The sequence below is a fragment of the Bacillus sp. LJBS06 genome, assembly GCF_016924995.1.
Lineage (GTDB): Bacteria > Bacillota > Bacilli > Bacillales > Bacillaceae > Bacillus > Bacillus stercoris.
Genome location: NZ_CP070483.1, coordinates 364,934 through 386,591 on the forward strand (window position 1 = coordinate 364,934; position 21,658 = coordinate 386,591).

A 21,658-nucleotide genomic window follows, 5' to 3' on the forward strand; every position below is an offset into this window, starting at 1 on the left:
TGATGAAAAAAATTCCGGTTACCGTACTGAGCGGGTATCTTGGCGCGGGAAAAACAACATTGTTGAACAGTATTCTGCAGAATCGCGAAGGCTTAAAAATAGCGGTCATTGTAAACGATATGAGCGAGGTGAACATTGACGCGGGCTTGGTTAAGCAGGAAGGGGGCCTTTCCAGAACAGATGAAAAGCTTGTGGAAATGTCAAACGGCTGCATTTGCTGCACGCTTCGCGAAGACTTATTAATAGAGGTTGAGAAGCTGGCAAAGGACGGACGGTTTGATTATATCGTCATCGAATCAACAGGAATCAGCGAACCGATCCCGGTGGCCCAAACTTTCTCTTATATCGATGAAGAGATGGGCATCGACCTGACAAAATTCTGTCAGCTGGATACGATGGTGACAGTGGTGGATGCCAACCGTTTTTGGCATGATTATCAGTCAGGCGAAAGCCTTCTGGACCGCAAAGAGGCATTGGGGGAAGAGGATGAAAGAGAAATCGCCGACCTCTTGATCGATCAAATTGAATTTTGCGATGTACTAATCTTAAATAAATGTGATTTGGTCAGCGAGCAAGAGCTCGAACAGCTTGAAAACGTTCTTCGCAAACTGCAGCCTAGGGCCAAATTCATCCGTTCTGTCAAAGGAAATGTAAAACCGCAGGAGATTTTACATACAGGGCTATTTAACTTCGAGGAAGCGAGCGGATCGGCCGGCTGGATTCAAGAGCTGACGGCAGGCCATGCGGAACACACCCCGGAAACAGAAGAATACGGTATCTCTTCATTTGTGTATAAGAGACGTTTGCCGTTTCATTCTACACGATTTTACCGTTGGCTGGATCAAATGCCAAAGAACGTGGTACGTGCCAAAGGAATCGTCTGGTGCGCATCTCATAACAACCTTGCTTTACTGATGTCGCAAGCAGGTCCGTCGGTTACGATTGAGCCTGTATCATATTGGGTGGCGGCGCTGCCAAAGCTTGAGCAGGAGCAAGTCAAACAGCAAGAGCCGGAAATGTTGGCGGAGTGGGACCCTGAATTTGGCGACCGCCTAACGCAGTTAGTGTTTATCGGAACTGATCTGGACGAAGAAGCGATCACGAAAGAGCTTGATCAATGCCTGCTGACTGAGTATGAATTTGATTCCGACTGGTCGCTGTTTGAAGACCCATTTAAATGGAAACTGAATCAATAGAAAAAAGCCGTCCCCTAGGGGAGCGGCTTTTTTAATGAAACGTTTGTTTAAACATAATGAGCGTATTTTTTCTCAAGGATATTCTGAAAGGTTGCGGCAATTGAGCAGATGGCCCAATAAATGAGAGCGGTCAGAATATACATGGTCATGTAATCAAACTCTCTGCCTCCGATGATTTTCGCATGCTGGAGCAATTCCGGCACTGTAATCATTGCAGCGAGAGATGACGCTTTGATTAAGTCGAGCAATACATTGGCAAGCGGAGGCAACGCAATACGTATCGATTGCGGCAAAATGATGCCCCTCATCGTCTGCCAATAGGAAAGGCCCAGCGAGGATGCCGCTTCCCATTGTCCTTTATCAACGGATGAAATGGCTGAACGGTTAATTTCCGCAATGTAGGCGGCACTGTTAAGGCTAAAGCCGATTAAAGCAGCCGTGACAGCGGAAAATTCAATGCCGATGTATGGAAACCCAAAATAAAGGATAAACAAAATCACCAAAATCGGAACGCCCCGCATAAATGAGATATAGAGCTTCGCCGGCCATCTTAACAAAGCAAGCTTAGACATTCTGGCGAGTGATATGAACAGGCCGATAACAGTTCCCGCAAACATGCTTACAAAAGAGATGAGCAGTGTATACCCAATGCCTTTTATGACATAAGGAAACGATTCAATGGCCAGCTTCGTGTTGAAAATATATTCCCACTGAACGCTATTGATCATGGCGTCCGATTACAAATCAACGTCCTGAACGTCGACATTCAGTTTCTTTGATACATCTGCTTTATTGAAGAATTGCTTCGAAAGCTTAGTCAAAGTGCCATCCTTGCTCATTTCCTTCAATGTTTCATTCATTTTTTTCTGAAGTGCCGCATTGCTTTTTTTCATGACAAGCGCCTGTTTGTTCGGCATGTACTTGATGTCAGGATGGATCGTAATGTTGAGATCCGGGAATGCTGCGAGCGCGAGTGTCTGCAGGTAATAGTCGTTTAAAATGACATCAGTGCGTCCGTTGGCGACATCTTTTAAATATTGCTCATTCGTCGCATTATCATAAATCACTTCTTTGGCGCCGTATTTTCTCGCGACATCCATGTAGACGGTGGTAGCAGCGCCAGCCGCTTTCCTCCCTTTCAAATCCTTAAGCGTTTTAATCCCTGATAAATCGTCTTTACGGACGATTGCCGTGCCGTATGAATATTTATAAGGAGTAGAAAATGCGAACTTCTTCTCGCGGTCTTTCGTCACATCGATGTCATTCGCGGCTGCGTCAACCTGTCCGCTGTTCACCGCTGTCAGCATCCCGTCAATGCCCATCTCCTTGAACTCAACCTTCAATCCCAGGCGTTTTGCCGCTTCCCGAACGACTTCAACCTCGTAGCCCGTCAGCTTATCGGAGCCAGAGTCGGTATCGTGATAAGAAGTAGGATAGAGCGTACCTGATGTAGCGACTACGATTTTCCCTTTATCCTTAATCTGCTCCCAGCCCGTATCCTTGGAATCGGCTTCATTTTTGCCGGAACAGGCTGCCAATATAAGAAAGAAAGCCATTGTGAAACTGAATATAACGGCTTTGGATTGCTTGAATGATTTCACCTATAGTTCCCCCAATCTGTTAATCAACTAAAAAGATAGCATTGAACATAAGGGGTTGCAATATGTTGATGACGTTTTCAAAAAGTTCGAATTGTGTATACAAAAGGCATGGGTGGTGTTTAAAAGCGGCTATGAAGGGAAGAGGTGATGAAAAAAGGAGTTGTCCAAGGATGAATGCCAGACGTACCAAGGAAACGCATGTTAAAGGAAGGATGCAGCAGATCCGTCATTCATCTATGCCAATACCGTAAGAAATGGTCAAGAGGCATGAAAGCGATCTTCAGAATAAATTAAGTCTTGCTGCTGCCCCTAAGGCATATGATAATTCGATGAGAAAGAAAATGGAAACATTTAAACCATAATGAGGGAGTCAAATGAATATTTACAGACCAGCCGGATTTTGGATCAGACTTGGAGCTGCATTGTTAGATTACATTATAGTCTCGGTACCTCTTTTGCTGATCTATTGGCTGATTACAGGAAAAGACCCGAACGACAGCATGTTCATCAGCTTGGTTGTTCTGCTGTACTCTATGCTGCTGCCACTGTTTTGGCGCGGCTACCTTATCGGAAAAAGAATCTGCGGAATCAGAATCGTAAAAAAAGACGGATCACAAGTCAGCCTGTTAACAATGTTTTTACGAGTTATTGTTGGCGGCCTTGTTTACGGTATAACCTTCGGACTTGGCTTGATCGCCAGCCTGATTCTGATTGCCGTACGAGAAGACAAACGAACCCTGCATGATTTAATCGCGGGAACGTATGTCACGTACGCGTCACCCGGTGAAGAAGAACTTTATACTGACGAAGAGATTAGAAAGAGCGAATAATGTTCGCTCTTTTTATTTTTATGCATAAAAAATACAATGCAGCAAAACATATGAAAAATAGGATTGGAGGAATAAACTGGATGAAACGAATAACCATCAACGTGATCACAATGTTCATTGCCGCGGCTGTCATTTCTCTGACCGGTATAGCTGAAGCCGCTGAAAAACAGCAGCAGCCTCCCGCAAATGTCACACTGACAGATCAGCAAAAGAAAGAAATTGAAAAAATGGAGACGGAGATTCTAAAAAAACGCAAAGACGTGATCTCAAAGTATATACAATACGGCGTACTGCCTAAAGAAAGAGGAGAATATATCAAAAATCATATGGATAAACACTTTGAAATGATGAAACAAAACGGTTTTGTTCCAAAGCCCCATCCCCATCCGCATAAATTTGAAAAAAGACATTAAGACGGTAAGCATCCAATGGGAATTGGGTGCTTTTGTGTTATTTACAAGTAGGCAATATTAGCTGAACTGTTCCGCGACTAAGATCGAGTTGATCTGAAACGCGTTTCATAGCCTATGATAGGTTTATCAAATCATTCAGGAGTGATAAACACTATGATCCACCAGCATCCAGAATCTTTTCCGAAACATTTTTTGTGGGGCTCTGCTTCTGCAGCGTACCAGATTGAAGGCGCTTGGAATGAAGATGGCAAAGGCCCTTCTGTTTGGGATGTATTTACGAAAATACCGGGCAAAACGTTTAAAGGAACCAATGGAGACATTGCGGTTGACCATTATCACCGATATAAAGAAGATGTCGCCCTGATGGCTGAGATGGGATTAAAAGCGTATCGATTTTCCGTCAGCTGGCCGCGGATTTTTCCAAAAGGAAGAGGGGAGATCAATGAAGCAGGTCTAGCGTTTTACGACAACCTGATTGATGAATTGCTTTCTCATCACATCGAGCCGGTTTTGACTTTATATCACTGGGATTTGCCTCAAGCGCTTATGGACGAGTACGGCGGGTTTGAGTCAAGAAAAATCATAGAGGATTTTAATCATTACTGTATTACTCTTTATAAACGTTTTGGAGACAGGGTGAAATATTGGGTTACGTTAAACGAACAGAACTACAATTTTAATCACGGCTTTATTACAGCCATGCATCCGCCTGGAGTGAAAGACAGAAAACGATTTTATGAAGCAAACCATATTGCATTTCTGGCTAATGCAAAAGCCATTGAATCCTTTAGAGATTATGTGCCTGAAGGCAAAATCGGTCCAAGCTTTGCTTATTCTCCGGCTTATCCTTTATCAAGCCATCCAGAGGATATCCTGGCATTTGAAAACGCAGAAGAATTTATGAACAATTGGTGGCTTGACATGTATTGCTGGGGAACCTACCCGCAAATCCCTTTCCGTTACTTGGAAAAACAGGGATGGGCGCCGACTATCGAAGCGGGAGATATGGAGCTCCTTGCCAAAGGGAAGCCTGATTTTGTAGGTGTCAATTATTATCAGACGATCACCTACGAACGAAATCCGCTTGATGGTGTGTCGGAAGGGAAAATGAATACGACAGGTCAAAAGGGAACCAATCAAGAGACGGGGATACCGGGAGTGTTCAAAACGAAAAAAAATCCTCACCTGACAACGAGCAACTGGGATTGGACAATTGACCCAACTGGGCTGCGTATCGGCCTTCGCCGAATTACAAGCCGCTATCAGCTTCCAGTGTTTATAACAGAGAACGGTTTAGGTGAATTTGATAAAGTTGAGGACGGCACTGTACAGGATGATTATCGAATTGATTATTTGCGTTCGCATCTTGAGCAATGCAGACAAGCCATCAGTGACGGTGTCGATTTAATCGGCTATTGCAGCTGGTCGTTTACTGATCTGTTAAGCTGGCTGAACGGCTACCAAAAAAGATACGGATTTGTATATGTCAATCGTGATGAAGAAAGCACATACGATTTAAAACGCTTGAAGAAAAAAAGCTTTTATTGGTATCAAGATGTCATCAAGACGAACGGAGAAAGTTTATAAAGAGTCCCTGAGAGTTATTCTCTCAGGGGTTTTTCATTACACAGAAACAGCATCAATAATATAAGTGTCAGCGTGCAAATCTGACATTTCAGCCGGCACAGTCCAGCATGTCAATTGATAGTCTCCTTTGGGGAGATCAAAGGACAGTCTTTTAGACATGATGCTTTCAATTTGAATTCCGTTTTCTGTGAGATGAAAAGGAACAGTCACTTTTTTCTCGTAGGAGTTTACTGTTTCTGAACTGTTCAGGCGCAAAAGAATAAAGGCCTTTGTATTTCGCTGCGCCTCAAAGGAAATGGCCCCGTCTGCCGCAGTATAACCTTTTTCAATCGCTTCGTCAGTCCAATCCATTACAGGAGGTGCAGAATCCTTTTGAAATACAGTAAATTGATGATATGAAATCGAAAGTTCTTGCGGCTTCCATGATTTGATCAATGTGCTGTTCCTCCTCTATGTATTGTTTACTGAATTGTGAATAAAACCTTTGTGCCGTCTGGATAATCGGTAAGCTGATGCCCGACCCAAGAGCCTGCTCCGCGATTGTCAGCGGGAGAAATGTATTCTACAGAAGCTCCCTCACCGCCTTCTTTGCACATGGCCATTGGCCATTCATCTCTGTCATACCCCGTTTTTGGCGGTACGTCTTTTAATGATTGCTCGCGGCGTTCCTCAGCTCCGTCTCTGTCGATGGTGCACACATCTGAGTACCCCTCATTTATCGCATTCTTAATATGTTTGGCCGTTTCGGGATAACGGTCAGAAGGGAGGGCGATTGTTTCATCATATTCTTTCGTTTGAGACGTTTTTTGATCAGCTGAGAAAAAGTCTCCTTTTATCAGGCCGACAGCTGCAGCTGCTATGATGACGATGACGAGAAGTATCGTTTTTATGATGTCCGTCGTGATGTTCACCTCCCGCTTTTAAAACTGACACAAGAGTAATCCAGAAAGCATGTGGTGTAAAGGTTTAAATTTTATGTTTTACGATCAGTTTATTGCAGAAATCGTAATTTTAGCAGGTCGAAATATTTGTTTTCAGCAAAATACGATTGCCAATTTACAATAATGATAGTAAGGCATCAGCTGTTTTCGGCTTGATTAATCATTTTAAATTGGCTTATGATACCGGTAAGATCCTCAGCTAATTGAGACAGCGTTTCAGAAGCTGCGGTAATCTCCTCCATTGCAGCAAATTGCTCCTCTGTTAATGCAGCCGCTTGCCGGGTATTTTGAGTAGATTCTTTAATGTCGGCCGTATTGGCTGCAAAGGAATCATTTATTTGATGTGCACTGGCTGAAATGTTTGTTACAGATGCTGATAAATCACTAATCTCGGCGCTGATTTCACCTGTTGCAGCTGCAATTTCCTTAAATGCATCTCTGGTGCGCTGGATCATGGTGACTCCTTCTGCAGCTTCTGTTTTCACATGCTCAACAGATCTTGCAGACCGGTTCATATCCTTTTGTATTTCTATGATCAGTTTTGAAATCTGCCCCGCAGACTGTTGAGACTCTTCTGCTAATTTCCGTACTTCATCAGCAACAACAGCAAAACCTTTTCCTTGTTCACCGGCTCTGGCAGCTTCAATCGCTGCATTCAGCGCAAGCAGGTTTGTCTGATCGGCAATTTGGGTGATGACCGATAAAATTTGCTCAATTTGTTTAGAGCGGCCGTCTAACTGGTGTATGATTTCTCCGCTTTTATGAATTGACTGGTGAATCGCATCCATTTGCGCCTGTACATTTGCAATTTCCTTTTGTCCAATGTCTGCTTTTGATTGAGCGAGCTGCCCTTTGTCAGCGATAGCGGCAGTATTTGCAGAAATATCCCGGATGTCTGCTGAAGCTTGTTTTAATGAGCTTTCACTGTTTTCAATTCGGGTGATCTGATCTTCGGCTCCATTTGCAATCTGCTGTACAGCTTCTGTAATCTTTTCTGAAGCTTGATTCGTTTCTTCTGCTCCGGCTGAGAGCTGCTGAGAGGCTGATGCAAGCTGAAGGGCTGATTGTTGTACAGTTTGGATGGTATCGTTCAGCTTCATTCTCATCTTATTATAATAGGCGCTTAGTTCTGAGAGCTCGTCACCGGTTTTATCTGACACCTCTATTGTCATGTCTCCGTTTCCGGCACTTTCAAAGGCGCTTTTTAAAGCGTTCAGCCGCTTGTTGATTTTTTTTGTGAAAACCAGGACAAGGATGACTGATACCATAATGACGATAACAAGAACGATAGCGAATTGAGTGAAAAGCGAATGTGTAAGTGATGCTAATATGCTTTGATTTGCTCCGGTATAAAGCATGCCGATAATGTTCCCGTTTTGATCTTTTAACGGCATGTATGCCGTCTGATAAGAAGAGCCTGCAACATCTGCTTGTCCGTAGAACCGTTTTCCGTTCTTTAATACAGTGTCAGTAACTTCAGAAGAAGCCTGGGTGCCGACAGCTCTTTCGCCATTCTTCATGACATTGGTTGCAACACGGGTATCGCCTTGGAAAATGGTAATGGTATCACCCGTTTTTTCGCCAAGCAGATCAACGATATCTTCATTTCCATTGATTTGTGTTTGCCCTTTATAGAGCTTATTGTTTTTCACCTGCCAGTCCCCTGAAATGACATCATCAATATAAGCATTGCTTAAAGCGAGATCCCCTTTCGCTTTTTCAGTTGCCATTTGTTTCATGTTTTCTGTAATTTCCTTAAGCATCACCGTGCCGACTGATGCGGAAAATAAAAGAATCACCACAAAAACCAGGAAAAGAATTTTAGTTCCTAGCTTTAACTTAAGTCGTTTTATCAACATAATTCCTCCTTTTGTGATTCGTAGGTCATATTACTTATCGGGTTTTCGGGCTTAAAGTTTTATTTTAGAAAAAATAAAACCGGCCTGATCTTCAGGCCGGTTGGTAAGGCTATTCAAGGTTCGCGTGGTGGGTGAACATGGTTTCAGAATCGAGCTCTTTTTTCTCCATGAGTTTTAAAATTACTGCATCGTAGAATAGCAGCAACGTTTGTTCAAATAATGATCCCATTGGCTGGATGGTTTTATAACTTCCGTTTGACTGGTCTTTAGGAGAACCAGGCATTCTAATGATCAGGTCTGCTTGTTTTCCGATACTTGATTGCGGATTGATGGTTAAAGCTGCAACATTTCCGTGTAAGCTTTTCGCTTTTGCTGCGGTATGAATCAAGCTCTTTGTCTCGCCTGAGCCTGAGCCGATAATAACTAGATCTCCTTCGGCGAGCGGCGGAGTGAGAATTTCACCGACTATATGGGCGTTGAAGCCCATGTGCATCAATCTCATCGCGAAGGATTTTGCCATCAGGCCAGACCGCCCCGCACCCGCAGTAAAAATTTGATTAGACGAAAGAATGTGATCGGCAAGCTGGTCAGCTTCTTCATCAGAAATATAAGCTGCTGAACGGTGTAACTCATTGAGAATTTCCGTTACGTATTCAGTCGTTTTCATCTGATTTATCCTTGGGCAATCAGCTGTTTCATTTTTGAAGCGGTTTCGGCTTTGTCTGCTGCGCTTGTAATTCCGCCTCCAACAATGACAAGGTCAGGCTTTTGTTTGATTACTTCTGGCAGTGTATCAAGTTTGATGCCGCCCGCGATTGCGGTTTTTGCGTTTTTTACGGTATTTTTGATTGTCGTTAATTCTTCGAAAGAGTTTTTGCCCTCTGCTTGAAGATCATAACCAGTGTGGACGCAGATGTAGTCAACACCGAGTGCGTCGATTTCTTTCGCGCGGGATTCGATGTCTTTCACGTTAATCATGTCCACTAGGATTTTCTTCTTTTGTTTTTTGGCTTCTTCTACTGCGCCTTTAATCGTTGCATCGTCTGTAGCCCCTAAAACGGTGATGATGTCAGCGCCCGCTTCCGACGCTTTCATGATTTCGTAGCCCCCGGCATCCATGATTTTCAGGTCTGCAAGAACTTTCAATTCCGGAAATGTGTCTTTTATTTCTTTAACGGCTTTTAGGCCTTCATTAATGACGACCGGTGTTCCGATTTCAACCACGTCGATATATTGTTCCACTTCTTTGACAAGCTCAATGGCTTCGGGGATGTTGACGAGGTCTAATGCAAGCTGTAATTCCATTGTTGATCCACTCCCTTTTTCGAATTATTTTTCATTCTATAGGTTCCTTCTTTTGATGAGAAGTAGGCACTTTGAAGTCAACAAGTTACTTGGAGGATACTGTGTGGAGCGGTAATCAGATTTCTTTCTCTTAGTATTATGAGTGAGTATAATGAAAAAAGAGTCTGCAAAAAAGTAAGTAAGTGACGATACGTATCTAACATATAAAAAGGTTACTGAGGGGGGATTTCTTTTGAGCCGGATGGACGGAAAAAGGTTTAATTGTGAGAAGGAATTAACGCTTGCAGTGATTGGCGGTAAGTGGAAAATGCTCATTTTGTGGCATTTAGGAAAAGAAGGCACAAAACGGTTCAATGAATTGAAAACATTGATTCCTGATATTACGCAGAAGATCCTCGCGAATCAGCTGAGAGAGCTTGAGCAGGATATGATTGTTCACAGGGAAGTGTATCCGGTTGTCCCGCCGAGGGTTGAATATTCTCTGACCTCGCAAGGAGAAAGCCTCATGCCTATTCTTGATGCCATGTATGAGTGGGGAAAAGGCTATATGGAATTGTTTGATATCGACAAAAATGTCATGAAAGAATCGTTGTAAGGCGCTCTTCGCAAGGGTGTCTTTTTTTTGCCTGTTTTTCGGTTTTTGCGCGGTAAACATATATCATGTAAAGACTGTAAATCGCAGTCAACAATAAATAAGATTGAACGCAGAAGTTTGTTTTAAAAATTTTTATTTTTCTGTAAATAATGTTTAGTGGAAATAATTGCGGCATCCCGCAAAAATATCCCTGTAAATAAACTGGAATCTTTCGGCATCCCGCATGAAACTTTTCACCCATTTTTCGGTGATAAAAACATTTTTTTCATTTAAAGTGAACGGTAGTAAGATAAAAAATATTGAAAACAATGAATAAATAGCCAAAATTGTTTCCTATTAGGGTGGGGGGTCTTGCGGTCTTTATTCGCTTGTGTTAGACCCCGCAATGCTGACTGACGGCAGCCTGTTTTAATAGCGGTAGATTGGAAGCACTGCTTTTTAAGTGTAGTACTTTGGGCTATTTCGGTTGTTAGTTCATAAGAATTAAAAGCTGGTATGGATAAAAAAGAGAAAATGCGCTGCACATGTTCACTGCTTATGAAGACTAGGGGAGGTATGACAATATGGAAATAACTTTTTATCCTTTAACGGATGCACAAAAACGAATTTGGTATACAGAAAAATTTTATCCTCACACGAGTATTTCAAACCTTGCGGGGATTGGTAAGCTGGTTTCAGCCGATGCGATTGATTTTGTGCTTGTTGGGCAGGCGATTCAAGAGTTTATTCGCAGAAATGAGTCCATGCGCCTTCGGCTGCGGCTCGATGAAAATGGGGAGCCTGTTCAATATATTAGCGAGTATCGGCCTGTTGATATAAAACATACTGACACTACTGGAGATCCGAATGCGATAGAGTCTATTTCACAATGGAGCCGGGAGGAAACGAAAAAACCTTTGCCGCTGTACGATTGTGATTTGTTCCGGTTTTCCTTGTTCACCATAAAGGAAAATGAAGTGTGGTTTTACGCAAATGTTCATCACGTAATTTCTGATGGCATCTCCATGAATATTCTCGGGAATGCGATCATGCACATTTATTTAGAATTAGCTAGCGGCTCAGAGACAAAAGAAGGAATCTCGCATTCATTTATCGATCATGTTTTATCTGAACAGGACTATGCTCAATCGAAGCGGTTTGAAAAGGACAAGGCGTTTTGGAACAAGCAATTTGAATCGGTGCCTGAACTTGTTTCCCTGAAACGGAATGCTTCCGCAGGAGGGAGTTTGGATGCTGAGAGGTACTCTAAAGATGTGCCTGAAGCGCTTCATCAACAGATTCTATCGTTTTGTGAGGCAAACAAAGTCAGTGTTCTTTCGGTGTTTCAATCGTTGCTTGCCGCCTATTTGTACAGGGTCAGCGGCCAGAATGATGTTGTGACGGGAACCTTTATGGGCAACCGGACGAATGCGAAAGAGAAGCAAATGCTAGGCATGTTTGTTTCTACGGTTCCGCTTCGGACAAACATTGACGGCGGGCAAGCGTTTTTAGAATTTGTCAAAGATCGGATGAAGGATCTCATGAAGACACTTCGCCACCAAAAGTATCCGTATAATCTCCTGATCAACGATTTGCGTGAAACAAAGAGCTCTCTGACCAGGCTGTTTACAGTTTCTCTTGAATATCAAGTGATGCAGTGGCAGAAAGAAGAGGATCTTGCCTTTTTGACAGAGCCGATTTTCAGCGGCAGCGGATTAAATGATGTCTCGATTCATGTAAAGGATCGATGGGATACTGGGAAACTCACCATAGATTTTGATTACCGAACTGATTTATTTTCACGTGAAGAAATTAACATGATTTGTGAGCGCATGATGACCATGCTGGAGAACGCGTTAACGTATCCAGAACATACAATTGATGAATTAACACTGATTTCTGAAGGGGAGAAAGAGAAGCTGCTTGCGATGGCGGGCGGTAAATCTGTGAACTACCGTAAGGACATGACGATCCCAGAGCTTTTCCGAGAAAAGGCTGAGCTGCTTTCAGATCACCCAGCAGTTGTATTTGAAGATCGCACATTGTCCTATCGAGCGTTACATGAGCAATCTGCACGCATTGCCAATGTGCTGAAACAAAAAGGGGTTGGCCCGGACAGTCCTGTCGCCGTACTGATTGAACGCTCTGAACGGATGATTACATCTATCATGGGGATTTTAAATGCCGGCGGAGCCTATGTGCCGATTGATCCCGGTTTTCCTGCTGAGCGGATTCAATATATTTTGGAGGATTGCGGGGCGGACTTCATCCTGACTGAATCGCAGATTGAAGCTCCTGCGTCCGATGCTGAATTGATTGATTTTGATCAGGCGATTGCGGAAGGCGCAGACGACATGCCGGAGGCTGATGTAAACGCGCGGAATCTTGCTTACATTATTTACACATCGGGAACAACCGGACGTCCGAAAGGCGTTATGATCGAGCATCGCCAGGTTCATCACTTGGTTGAATCTCTGCAGCAGACGATTTATCAAAGCGGCTGCCAAACCCTGCGGATGGCATTGCTTGCGCCTTTCCACTTTGATGCGTCAGTGAAGCAGATTTTCGCGTCGCTTCTTTTGGGACAAACCTTATATATCGTACCGAAGAAAACAGTGACGAACGGGGCCGCCCTTGCTGCGTATTATCGGAGAAATAGCATTGAGGCGACGGATGGTACACCTGCCCATCTGCAAATGTTGATAGCGGCGGGCGATCTTGTCGGACTTAAGCTGAAGCATATGCTGATTGGCGGAGAAGGCCTATCCTCTGTCGTTGCGGATAAGCTGATGAAGCTGTTTAAAGAAACAGGCGCGGCACCGCGTTTGACCAATGTGTACGGACCGACTGAAACGTGTGTTGACGCCTCTGTTCATCCGGTTATCTCGGAGAGTCCCGTTCAATCAGCGTATGTGCCGATCGGGAAAGCGCTGGGTAATAACCGCTTATATATTTTGGATCAAAAAGGCCGGCTGCAGCCTGAAGGCGTGGCGGGCGAGCTTTATATCGCGGGAGACGGTGTAGGCCGAGGCTATTTGCATTTACCTGAATTGACGGATGAGAAGTTTTTACAAGATCCGTTCGTGCCGGGCGAGCGCATGTACCGAACCGGGGATGTGGTGCGCTGGCTTCCAGATGGAACAATCGAATATTTAGGCAGAGAGGATGACCAGGTCAAAGTCCGCGGATACCGAATTGAGCTTGGGGAAATTGAAGCTGTGATTCAGCAGGCGCCCGACGTTGCAAAAGCCGTTGTTTTGGCACGGCCTGACGAACAGGGAAATCTTGAGGTTTGCGCATATGTTGTGCAGAAGCCTGGAAGCGAATTTGCGCCAGCCGGCTTGAGGGAGCATGCGGCCAGACAGCTTCCTGACTATATGGTGCCGGCTTACTTTACAGACGTGACAGAAATTCCGCTTACGCCAAGCGGCAAAGTCGATCGCCGCAAGCTGTTTGCGCTAGAGGTGAAGGCTGTCAGCGGCACGGCCTATACAGCGCCGCGAAATGAGACTGAAAAAGCAATCGCAGCCATTTGGCAGGATGTGCTGAACGTTGAGAAGGCGGGGATCTTTGACAATTTCTTTGAAACGGGCGGACATTCATTGAAGGCCATGACCCTTTTAACGAAGATTCATAAGGAAACAGGCGTCGAGATTCCGCTTCAATATTTGTTTGAGCATCCGACGATTGCGGCTCTTGCACAGGAAGCAGATCACAGAGAAAGCCGGGCATTTTCTGTGATTGAACCTGCTGAAAAACAGGAGCATTATCCGCTTTCTCTGGCACAGCAGCGAACATATATCGTCAGCCAGTTCGAGGATGCGGGAGTCGGCTACAACATGCCGGCGGCAGCAATTCTGGAAGGGCCTCTAGATATTCAAAAACTGGAGCGCGCATTTCAGGGGTTAATCCGACGCCACGAGTCTTTGAGAACGTCATTTGTTCTTGAAAACAGCACGCCGAGACAGAACATTCACGACAGCGTTGAATTCAACATTGAGATGATTGAAAGAGGCGGCCGCTCAGATGAGGCAATTATGGCATCATTCGTTCGGAAATTTGATTTGGCGAAAGCTCCGCTGGTCAGAATCGGTTTGCTGAAGCTTGAAGAGAACCGTCATATGCTGCTGTTTGACATGCACCACTTGATTTCTGACGGTGTATCCATTGGCATTATATTGGAGGAATTAGCACGCATTTATAAAGGCGAACAGCTTCCTGAGCTTCGTCTCCAGTATAAGGACTACGCCGTATGGCAAAGCAGGCAGGCTGCTGAAGGGTACAAGAAGGACCGGGCTTATTGGAAGGAAGTCTTTGCAGGCGAGCTCCCGGTGCTTCAGCTTCTGTCCGATTACCCGAGACCGCCTGTTCAAAGCTTTGAAGGGGATCGGGTGTCAATCAAGCTGGATGCGGGGGTAAAGGATCGCCTCAATCGTTTGGCTGAACAAAACGGCGCCACTTTGTATATGGTGATGCTTTCCGCTTACTATACGCTTTTGTCAAAGTATACGGGACAGGATGACATTATTGTCGGGACGCCGTCAGCCGGCAGAAACCACTCCGATACAGAGGGCATTGTCGGGATGTTCGTCAATACGCTTGCGATTCGCAGTGAGGTCAAGCAGGATGAGACGTTTACTCAATTGATCTCGCGTGTCCGCAAACGGGTGCTGGATGCCTTTTCTCATCAGGATTATCCGTTTGAGTGGCTTGTTGAAGAGTTGAACATCCCGCGTGATGTAAGCAGGCATCCGCTGTTTGACACGATGTTCAGCCTTCAAAACGCGACAGAGGGCATTCCGGCTGTCGGCGATCTGTCCTTGTCTGTTCATGAGACCAATTTCAAGATAGCCAAATTTGATTTGACAGTGCAGGCGAGAGAAACCGATGAAGGCATTGAGCTTGATTTGGATTACAGCACGAAGCTCTTTAAACAAAGCACGGCAAACAGGCTGCTTACGCATTTTGCGCGTTTGCTTGAAGATGCTGCGGCTGAGCCGGAACAGCGGATTTCCGAGTTTAAGCTTCTTTCTGAAGAGGAGGCTGCTTCGCAAATTCAGCAGTTTAACCCGGGCAGAACACCTTATCCGAAAGACAAAACAATTGTTCAGCTGTTTGAAGAGCAAGCGGCAAATACGCCAGACCACACTGCGCTTCAATATGAAGGCGAATCACTCACTTATCGTGAACTGAATGAACGGGCCAATCGTTTAGCCCGCGGCATTCTTTCTGTTGGAGCTGGCGAAGGCAGAACTGCGGCTGTCTTATGTGAGCGGTCCATGGAGATGATTGTGTCGATCTTGGCAGTATTAAAATCAGGTTCGGCTTATGTTCCGATTGATCCGGAACACCCGATTCAGCGAATCCAGCATTTCTTCCGTGACAGCGGCGCAAAGGTGCTTCTCACACAGAGGAAATTAAAGGCTTTAGCGGAAGAAGTGGAATTTGGCGGCGTTATCGTGCTCGCAGATGAGGAAGAAAGCTATCATGACGAAGCGCGAAATCTCGCACTGCCTCTTGATTCTGCGGCAATGGCCAACCTGACGTATACTTCCGGAACGACTGGAACCCCTAAGGGGAATATCGTGACACATGCCAATATTCTCCGTACGGTGAAGGAAACGAATTATCTCAGCATTACAGAACAGGATACGATTCTCGGACTTTCCAATTACGTGTTTGACGCGTTTATGTTCGATATGTTCGGCTCTTTGTTAAACGGAGCCAAGCTGGTGCTGATACCGAAGGAAACCGTCTTGGATATGGCTCGCCTGTCTCGCGTCATTGAACGGGAGAACATCAGCATTCTCATGATTACAACCGCTTTGTTCCACTTGCTTGTGGACTTGAATCCGGCGTGCTTGTCAACGTTGCGCAAGATTATGTTTGGCGGGGAACGGGCTTCGGTTGAACATGTCAGAAAAGCTTTGCAAACGGTTGGAAAGGGCAAGCTCCTTCACATGTATGGGCCGTCTGAAAGCACGGTTTTCGCGACGTATCATCCGGTTGATGAGTTAGAGGAGCACACGCTGTCTGTTCCGATTGGAAAACCGGTCAGCAATACGGAAGTATATATTCTTGACCGTACGGGACACGTGCAGCCGGTTGGGATTGCCGGAGAGCTTTGCGTCAGCGGCGAAGGACTCGTGAAAGGCTATTACAACCGTCTAGAGCTGACTGAGGAAAAATTTGTTCCCCATCCGTTTGCATCCGGTGAACGCATGTATAAAACGGGAGACCTTGCGAGATGGCTGCCGAATGGCAACATCGAATTTATCGGGCGAATCGACCATCAGGTGAAGATTCGCGGACAGCGCATCGAGCTTGGAGAAATCGAACATCAGCTGCAAACCCATGATCGTGTTCAGGAGAGTGTTGTGCTTGCTGTTGAACAAGGAGCGGGAGATCAGCTGCTTTGCGCTTACTATGTCGGAGAGGGAGACATCTCATCACAGGAGCTGAGAGAGCATGCTGCGAAGGACTTGCCGGCATATATGGTTCCTGCGGTGTTTATCCAAATGGACGAGCTGCCGCTGACTGGGAACGGAAAAATTGATCGGAGAGCGCTGCCGATTCCTGATGCCAACGTTTCAAGAGGTGTTTCATATGTTGCGCCACGCAATGAAACGGAACAAAAAGTCGCAGACATTTGGGCGCAGGTGCTTCAGGCTGAACGAATCGGCGTCTATGACCACTTCTTTGACATTGGCGGACACTCATTAGCAGGCATGAAGATGCTTGCCTTGGTTCATCAGGAACTGGGCGTTGAGCTGTCACTCAAAAATCTCTTCCAGTCACCGACGGTTGAGGGCTTGGCACAAGTGATTGCTTCTGCTGAAAAAGGGACAGCCGCAAGCATCAGCCCGGCAGAGAAACAAGATACGTATCCTGTTTCTTCACCGCAAAAACGGATGTACGTGCTCCAGCAGCTTGAAGGAGCGCAAACGAGCTATAACATGCCGGCGGTTCTGCGCCTGACAGGTGAGCTTGATGTTGAAAGGCTTAACAGCGTCATGCAGCAGTTAATGCAGCGTCATGAAGCCTTGAGAACCACGTTTGAAATAAAAGATGGAGAAACGGTGCAGCGGATCTGGGAAGAGGCTGAGTGTGAGATGGCCTATTTCGAAGCCCCGGAAGAAGAGACAGAGCGGATCGTTTCTGAGTTTATTAAGCCTTTCAAAATCGACCAACTTCCACTGTTCAGAATAGGGCTGATCAAGCATTCAGATACTGAGCATGTGCTGCTGTTCGATATGCATCACATTATTTCTGACGGTGCGTCTGTCGGTGTGCTGATTGAGGAGCTTTCAAAGCTGTATGACGGAGAAGACCTTGAGCCGCTCCGTATTCAATATAAGGATTATGCCGTGTGGCAGCAGCAGTTCATTCAGTCTGAGCTTTACAAGAAGCAAGAGGAACATTGGCTGAAGGAGCTGGATGGAGAGCTGCCGGTATTGACGCTTCCGACTGATTACAGCCGGCCTGCCGTTCAAACATTTGAGGGAGACCGCATTGCATTTTCATTAGAAGCAGGCAAAGCCGATGCTCTGCGCAGGCTTGCGAAAGAAACGGATTCCACGCTTTACATGGTGCTTCTGGCTTCATACAGTGCGTTTTTATCAAAATTGAGCGGACAAGACGATATCATCGTCGGTTCACCTGTGGCCGGACGATCTCAAGCGGACGTCAGCCGTGTCATCGGAATGTTCGTCAATACATTGGCGCTGCGCACGTATCCGAAGGGTGAAAAGACCTTTGCTGACTATCTTAATGAAGTGAAAGAAACGGCACTCAGCGCTTTTGATGCGCAGGATTACCCGCTTGAGGACTTGATCGGAAATGTTCAGGTTCAGCGTGACACAAGCAGAAATCCGTTATTCGATGCAGTTTTTTCAATGCAAAATGCGAATATAAAGGATTTAACAATGAAAGGGATTCAGCTTGAGCCGCATCCGTTTGAACGGAAAACAGCCAAGTTTGATCTCACACTGACAGCTGACGAAACCGACGGAGGGCTTACATTCGTACTCGAATACAATACAGCTCTGTTTAAGCAGGAAACGATTGAACGATGGAAGCAATACTGGATGCAGCTTTTAGATGCTGTTACTGGGAACCCGAACCAGCCGCTTTCCAGCCTGTCACTCGTCACTGAAACAGAAAAACAAGCGCTTCTCGAGGCGTGGAAAGGCATAGGGCTGCCTGTGCCGACAGACAAAACGGTTCATCAGCTATTCGAAGAGACTGTCCAGCGCCACAAAGACCGCCCGGCTGTCACATACAACGGCCGATCTTGGACGTACGGCGAGCTGAATGCGAAGGCAAACCGTCTCGCGCGGATTCTGATCGACTGCGGCATCAGCCCGGATGACCGCGTCGGCGTCCTCACGAAGCCGTCGCTTGAAATGTCCGCCGCGGTGCTTGGCGTCTTAAAGGCGGGAGCGGCATTTGTGCCGATTGATCCTGACTACCCGGATCAGCGGATTGAGTATATTTTGCAGGACAGCGGCGCGAAGCTTCTCTTAAAGCAAGAGGGCATTTCAGTGCCGGACAGCTATACGGGAGATGTCATTCTTCTCGACGGAAGCCGCACGATTCTAAGCCTGCCGCTTGATGAAAACGACGAGGAAAATCCAGAAACCGCTGTAACAGCTGAGAACTTGGCGTACATGATTTACACGTCTGGAACGACCGGACAGCCGAAGGGTGTCATGGTCGAGCACCATGCGCTTGTGAACCTGTGCTTCTGGCACCACGACGCGTTTGGCATGACATCGGAGGACCGCAGTGCGAAGTACGCGGGCTTCGGATTCGACGCCTCCATTTGGGAGATGTTCCCGACCTGGACGATTGGCGCTGAGCTTCACGTCATTGATGAAGCGATCCGCCTCGATATCGTCCGCCTGAATGACTATTTCGATACGAACGGCGTGACGATTACGTTCCTGCCGACGCAGCTGGCGGAACAGTTCATGGAGCTTGAGAACACATCACTGCGCGTATTGCTCACAGGCGGAGACAAGCTGAAGCGTGCTGTGAAACAGCCGTATAAACTCGTCAACAACTACGGGCCTACAGAAAACACGGTCGTTGCCACAAGCACGGAAATCCATCCGGAGGAAGGCTCGCTTTCCATCGGACAGGCGATCGCCAATACGAGAGTGTACATTCTTGGCGAGGGCAATCAGGTGCAGCCGGAAGGCGTAGCCGGAGAGCTTTGTGTGGCGGGACGCGGATTGGCGCGAGGCTATCTGAATCGAGAAGACGAAACCGCGAAGCGGTTTGTCGCTGATCCTTTTGTGCCGGGTGAACGCATGTACCGCACTGGTGATTTGGTGAAGTGGGTGAACGGCGGCATCGAATACATCGGCCGGATCGACCAGCAGGTCAAGGTCCGCGGCTACCGGATCGAGCTTTCAGAAATTGAAGTCCAGCTCGCGCAGCTTTCTGACGTACAGGATGCGGCAGTGACAGCCGTGAAGGATAAAGGCGGCAATACAGCGATCGCGGCGTATGTCACACCGGAATCAGCTGATATAGAAGCACTAAAGTCTTCGCTTAAAGAAACCCTGCCGGATTACATGATCCCGGCGTTCTGGGTGACGCTGAGCGAGCTTCCGGTTACGGCAAACGGCAAAGTCGACCGCAAAGCCTTGCCTGAGCCGGACATCGAAGCGGGAAGCGGAGAATACAAAGCGCCGACGACCGACATGGAAGAGCTGCTTGCCGGCATCTGGCAGGACGTGCTTGGAATGGCTGAAGTCGGTGTCACCGACAATTTCTTCTCGCTTGGCGGAGATTCTATCAAAGGAATTCAGATGGCGAGCCGCTTGAACCAGCACGGCTGGAAGCTGGAAATGAAAGATCTCTTCCAGCACCCGACGATCGAGGAGCTGACCCAATACGTAGAGCGTGCCGAAGGCAAACAGGCAGACCAAGGCGCGGTGGAGGGCGAGGTCATCCTGACGCCGATCCAGCGCTGGTTCTTTGAAAAGAACTTCACGAACCAACACCACTGGAACCAATCGGTGATGCTTCACGCCAAGAAGGGCTTTGATCCTGAACGGGTGGAGAAAACATTGCAGGCGCTGATCGAGCATCATGACGCGCTCCGCATGGTTTACCGTGAGGGACAGGAAGATGTCGTTCAATACAACAGAGGACTTGAAGCCTCTTCCGCTCAATTGGAGGTCATCCAGATTGAGGGCCAAGCGAAAGATCACGAAGACCGTATAGAGAGAGGAGCGGAGCGTTTTCAAAGCAGCATCGACTTGCAGGAAGGCGGATTGTTAAAAGCGGGATTGTTCCAAGCGGAAGACGGAGATCACTTGCTTCTTGCCATTCACCACTTAGTGGTTGACGGCGTGTCGTGGCGGATTTTACTGGAGGATTTCGCCGCGGTATATACACAGCTTGAGCAAGGCAATGAACCGGTTCTCCCGCAGAAAACACATTCATTTGCAGAGTATGCAGAGAGATTGCAAGACTTCGCGAACTCCAAAGCCTTTTTGAAAGAAAAAGAGTATTGGAGACAGCTTGAAGAACAAACTGTCGCTGTAAAGCTTCCGAAAGACCGCGAATCTGGTGATCAGCGAATGAAACATACAAAGACAATTGAATTCTCGCTGACTGCTGAAGAGACAGAACAGCTCACCACAAAGGTGCATGAGGCATATCACACAGAAATGAATGATATTTTGCTGACGGCATTCGGATTGGCGATGAGGGAGTGGACAGGCCAAGATCAAGTAAGTGTTCATTTAGAGGGGCATGGACGTGAAGAAATCATAGAAGACCTGACCATTTCCCGCACAGTCGGCTGGTTTACAAGTATGTACCCGATGGTGCTTGATATGAAGCATGCGGATGACCTGGGCTACCAGCTGAAGCAAATGAAAGAAGATATCAGACATGTGCCGAATAAGGGAGTCGGATACGGCATTCTGCGCTATCTGACGGCACCGGAACATAAAGAAGATGTGGCGTTCTCGATTCAGCCGGATGTCAGCTTTAACTATTTAGGACAGTTCGATGACATGTCGGATGCAGGCTTGTTCACGAGATCAGAGCTGCCATCAGGACAGTCATTAAGCCCTGAAACAGAAAAACCGAACGCGCTGGATGTTGTCGGATATATCGAAAACGGAAAACTGACGATGTCACTGGCCTATCATTCTCTTGAATTTCATGAAAAAACGATAAAGTCATTCAGCGACAGCTTTAAAGCGCATCTACTCAGAATCATTGAACATTGCCTATCTCAAGATGGTACGGAACTGACCCCGAGTGACCTTGGTGACGACGATTTGACGCTGGATGAGCTTGATAAATTAATGGAAATTTTCTAATAGA

Annotated in this window: 13 protein-coding genes and 1 pseudogene; 7 read left to right on the plus strand and 7 right to left on the minus strand. The window is 46.4% G+C overall.

Features of this window, described 5'->3' with window-relative positions; all coding sequences use genetic code 11:
* The first annotated feature begins 2 nt into the window (after positions 1 to 2).
* Positions 3 to 1,196, plus strand: a complete 1,194-nt coding sequence (gene zinU / locus JQX68_RS01930; protein WP_040084212.1) for a zinc metallochaperone ZinU — start codon at positions 3 to 5, stop codon at positions 1,194 to 1,196.
* Between the two features lie 47 nt (positions 1,197 to 1,243).
* Here zinU and JQX68_RS01935 read toward each other — a convergent pair whose 3' ends face one another.
* Both JQX68_RS01935 and JQX68_RS01940 read right to left on the minus strand, forming a co-directional pair.
* Positions 1,244 to 1,924, minus strand: a complete 681-nt coding sequence (locus tag JQX68_RS01935; protein ID WP_095431232.1) for an amino acid ABC transporter permease — start codon at positions 1,922 to 1,924, stop codon at positions 1,244 to 1,246.
* Between the two features lie 9 nt (positions 1,925 to 1,933).
* On the minus strand, positions 1,934 to 2,797 hold the full coding sequence (locus JQX68_RS01940; protein ID WP_080478157.1) for a transporter substrate-binding domain-containing protein: 864 nt from the start codon (positions 2,795 to 2,797) through the stop codon (positions 1,934 to 1,936).
* A 160-nt stretch (positions 2,798 to 2,957) separates the two neighbouring features.
* Between JQX68_RS01940 and JQX68_RS01945 the strand changes: the two are divergent.
* The 4 genes and pseudogenes from JQX68_RS01945 (at position 2,958) to bglC (ending at position 5,627) form a co-directional block, all read left to right on the plus strand.
* Positions 2,958 to 3,152: pseudogene (locus tag JQX68_RS01945) on the plus strand (hypothetical protein).
* A 19-nt stretch (positions 3,153 to 3,171) separates the two neighbouring features.
* The gene (locus JQX68_RS01950) at positions 3,172 to 3,627 is read left to right on the plus strand and encodes an RDD family protein (protein WP_147772887.1); all 456 of its coding nucleotides are present in this window, start codon (positions 3,172 to 3,174) and stop codon (positions 3,625 to 3,627) included.
* An 80-nt stretch (positions 3,628 to 3,707) separates the two neighbouring features.
* Positions 3,708 to 4,040, plus strand: a complete 333-nt coding sequence (locus tag JQX68_RS01955) for a YckD family protein (protein ID WP_147772888.1) — start codon at positions 3,708 to 3,710, stop codon at positions 4,038 to 4,040.
* Positions 4,041 to 4,193: 153 nt separating this feature from the next.
* Positions 4,194 to 5,627, plus strand: a complete 1,434-nt coding sequence (bglC, locus tag JQX68_RS01960) for a 6-phospho-beta-glucosidase (protein ID WP_069148927.1) — start codon at positions 4,194 to 4,196, stop codon at positions 5,625 to 5,627.
* Between the two features lie 36 nt (positions 5,628 to 5,663).
* Here the strand turns inward: bglC and nin are convergent, their stop codons facing one another.
* From nin to hxlA, 5 genes are all read right to left on the minus strand, one after another.
* Entirely contained in the window at positions 5,664 to 6,062 is a 399-nt protein-coding gene (gene nin / locus JQX68_RS01965) for a DNA-entry nuclease inhibitor (protein ID WP_014662735.1), read from the minus strand.
* A 26-nt stretch (positions 6,063 to 6,088) separates the two neighbouring features.
* Positions 6,089 to 6,538: a DNA-entry nuclease gene (nucA, locus tag JQX68_RS01970; RefSeq protein WP_147772889.1), complete on the minus strand. Its 450-nt coding sequence runs from the start codon at positions 6,536 to 6,538 to the stop codon at positions 6,089 to 6,091.
* A gap of 167 nt (positions 6,539 to 6,705) precedes the next feature.
* Positions 6,706 to 8,427: a methyl-accepting chemotaxis protein TlpC gene (gene tlpC / locus JQX68_RS01975; protein WP_147772890.1), complete on the minus strand. Its 1,722-nt coding sequence runs from the start codon at positions 8,425 to 8,427 to the stop codon at positions 6,706 to 6,708.
* A 109-nt stretch (positions 8,428 to 8,536) separates the two neighbouring features.
* Positions 8,537 to 9,094 (minus strand): 6-phospho-3-hexuloisomerase, encoded by a 558-nt coding sequence (gene hxlB, locus JQX68_RS01980; protein ID WP_014662738.1) that lies wholly within the window; start codon positions 9,092 to 9,094, stop codon positions 8,537 to 8,539.
* A 5-nt stretch (positions 9,095 to 9,099) separates the two neighbouring features.
* Entirely contained in the window at positions 9,100 to 9,732 is a 633-nt protein-coding gene (gene hxlA, locus JQX68_RS01985) for a 3-hexulose-6-phosphate synthase (RefSeq protein WP_147772891.1), read from the minus strand.
* Between the two features lie 232 nt (positions 9,733 to 9,964).
* Here hxlA and hxlR point away from each other — a divergent pair, with 232 nt between their 5' ends.
* Both hxlR and srfAA read left to right on the plus strand, forming a co-directional pair.
* Positions 9,965 to 10,327, plus strand: a complete 363-nt coding sequence (gene hxlR, locus JQX68_RS01990; RefSeq protein ID WP_014662740.1) for a transcriptional activator HxlR — start codon at positions 9,965 to 9,967, stop codon at positions 10,325 to 10,327.
* A gap of 563 nt (positions 10,328 to 10,890) precedes the next feature.
* Positions 10,891 to 21,654 (plus strand): surfactin non-ribosomal peptide synthetase SrfAA, encoded by a 10,764-nt coding sequence (srfAA, locus tag JQX68_RS01995; protein WP_147772892.1) that lies wholly within the window; start codon positions 10,891 to 10,893, stop codon positions 21,652 to 21,654.
* Positions 21,655 to 21,658: the final 4 nt, after the last annotated feature.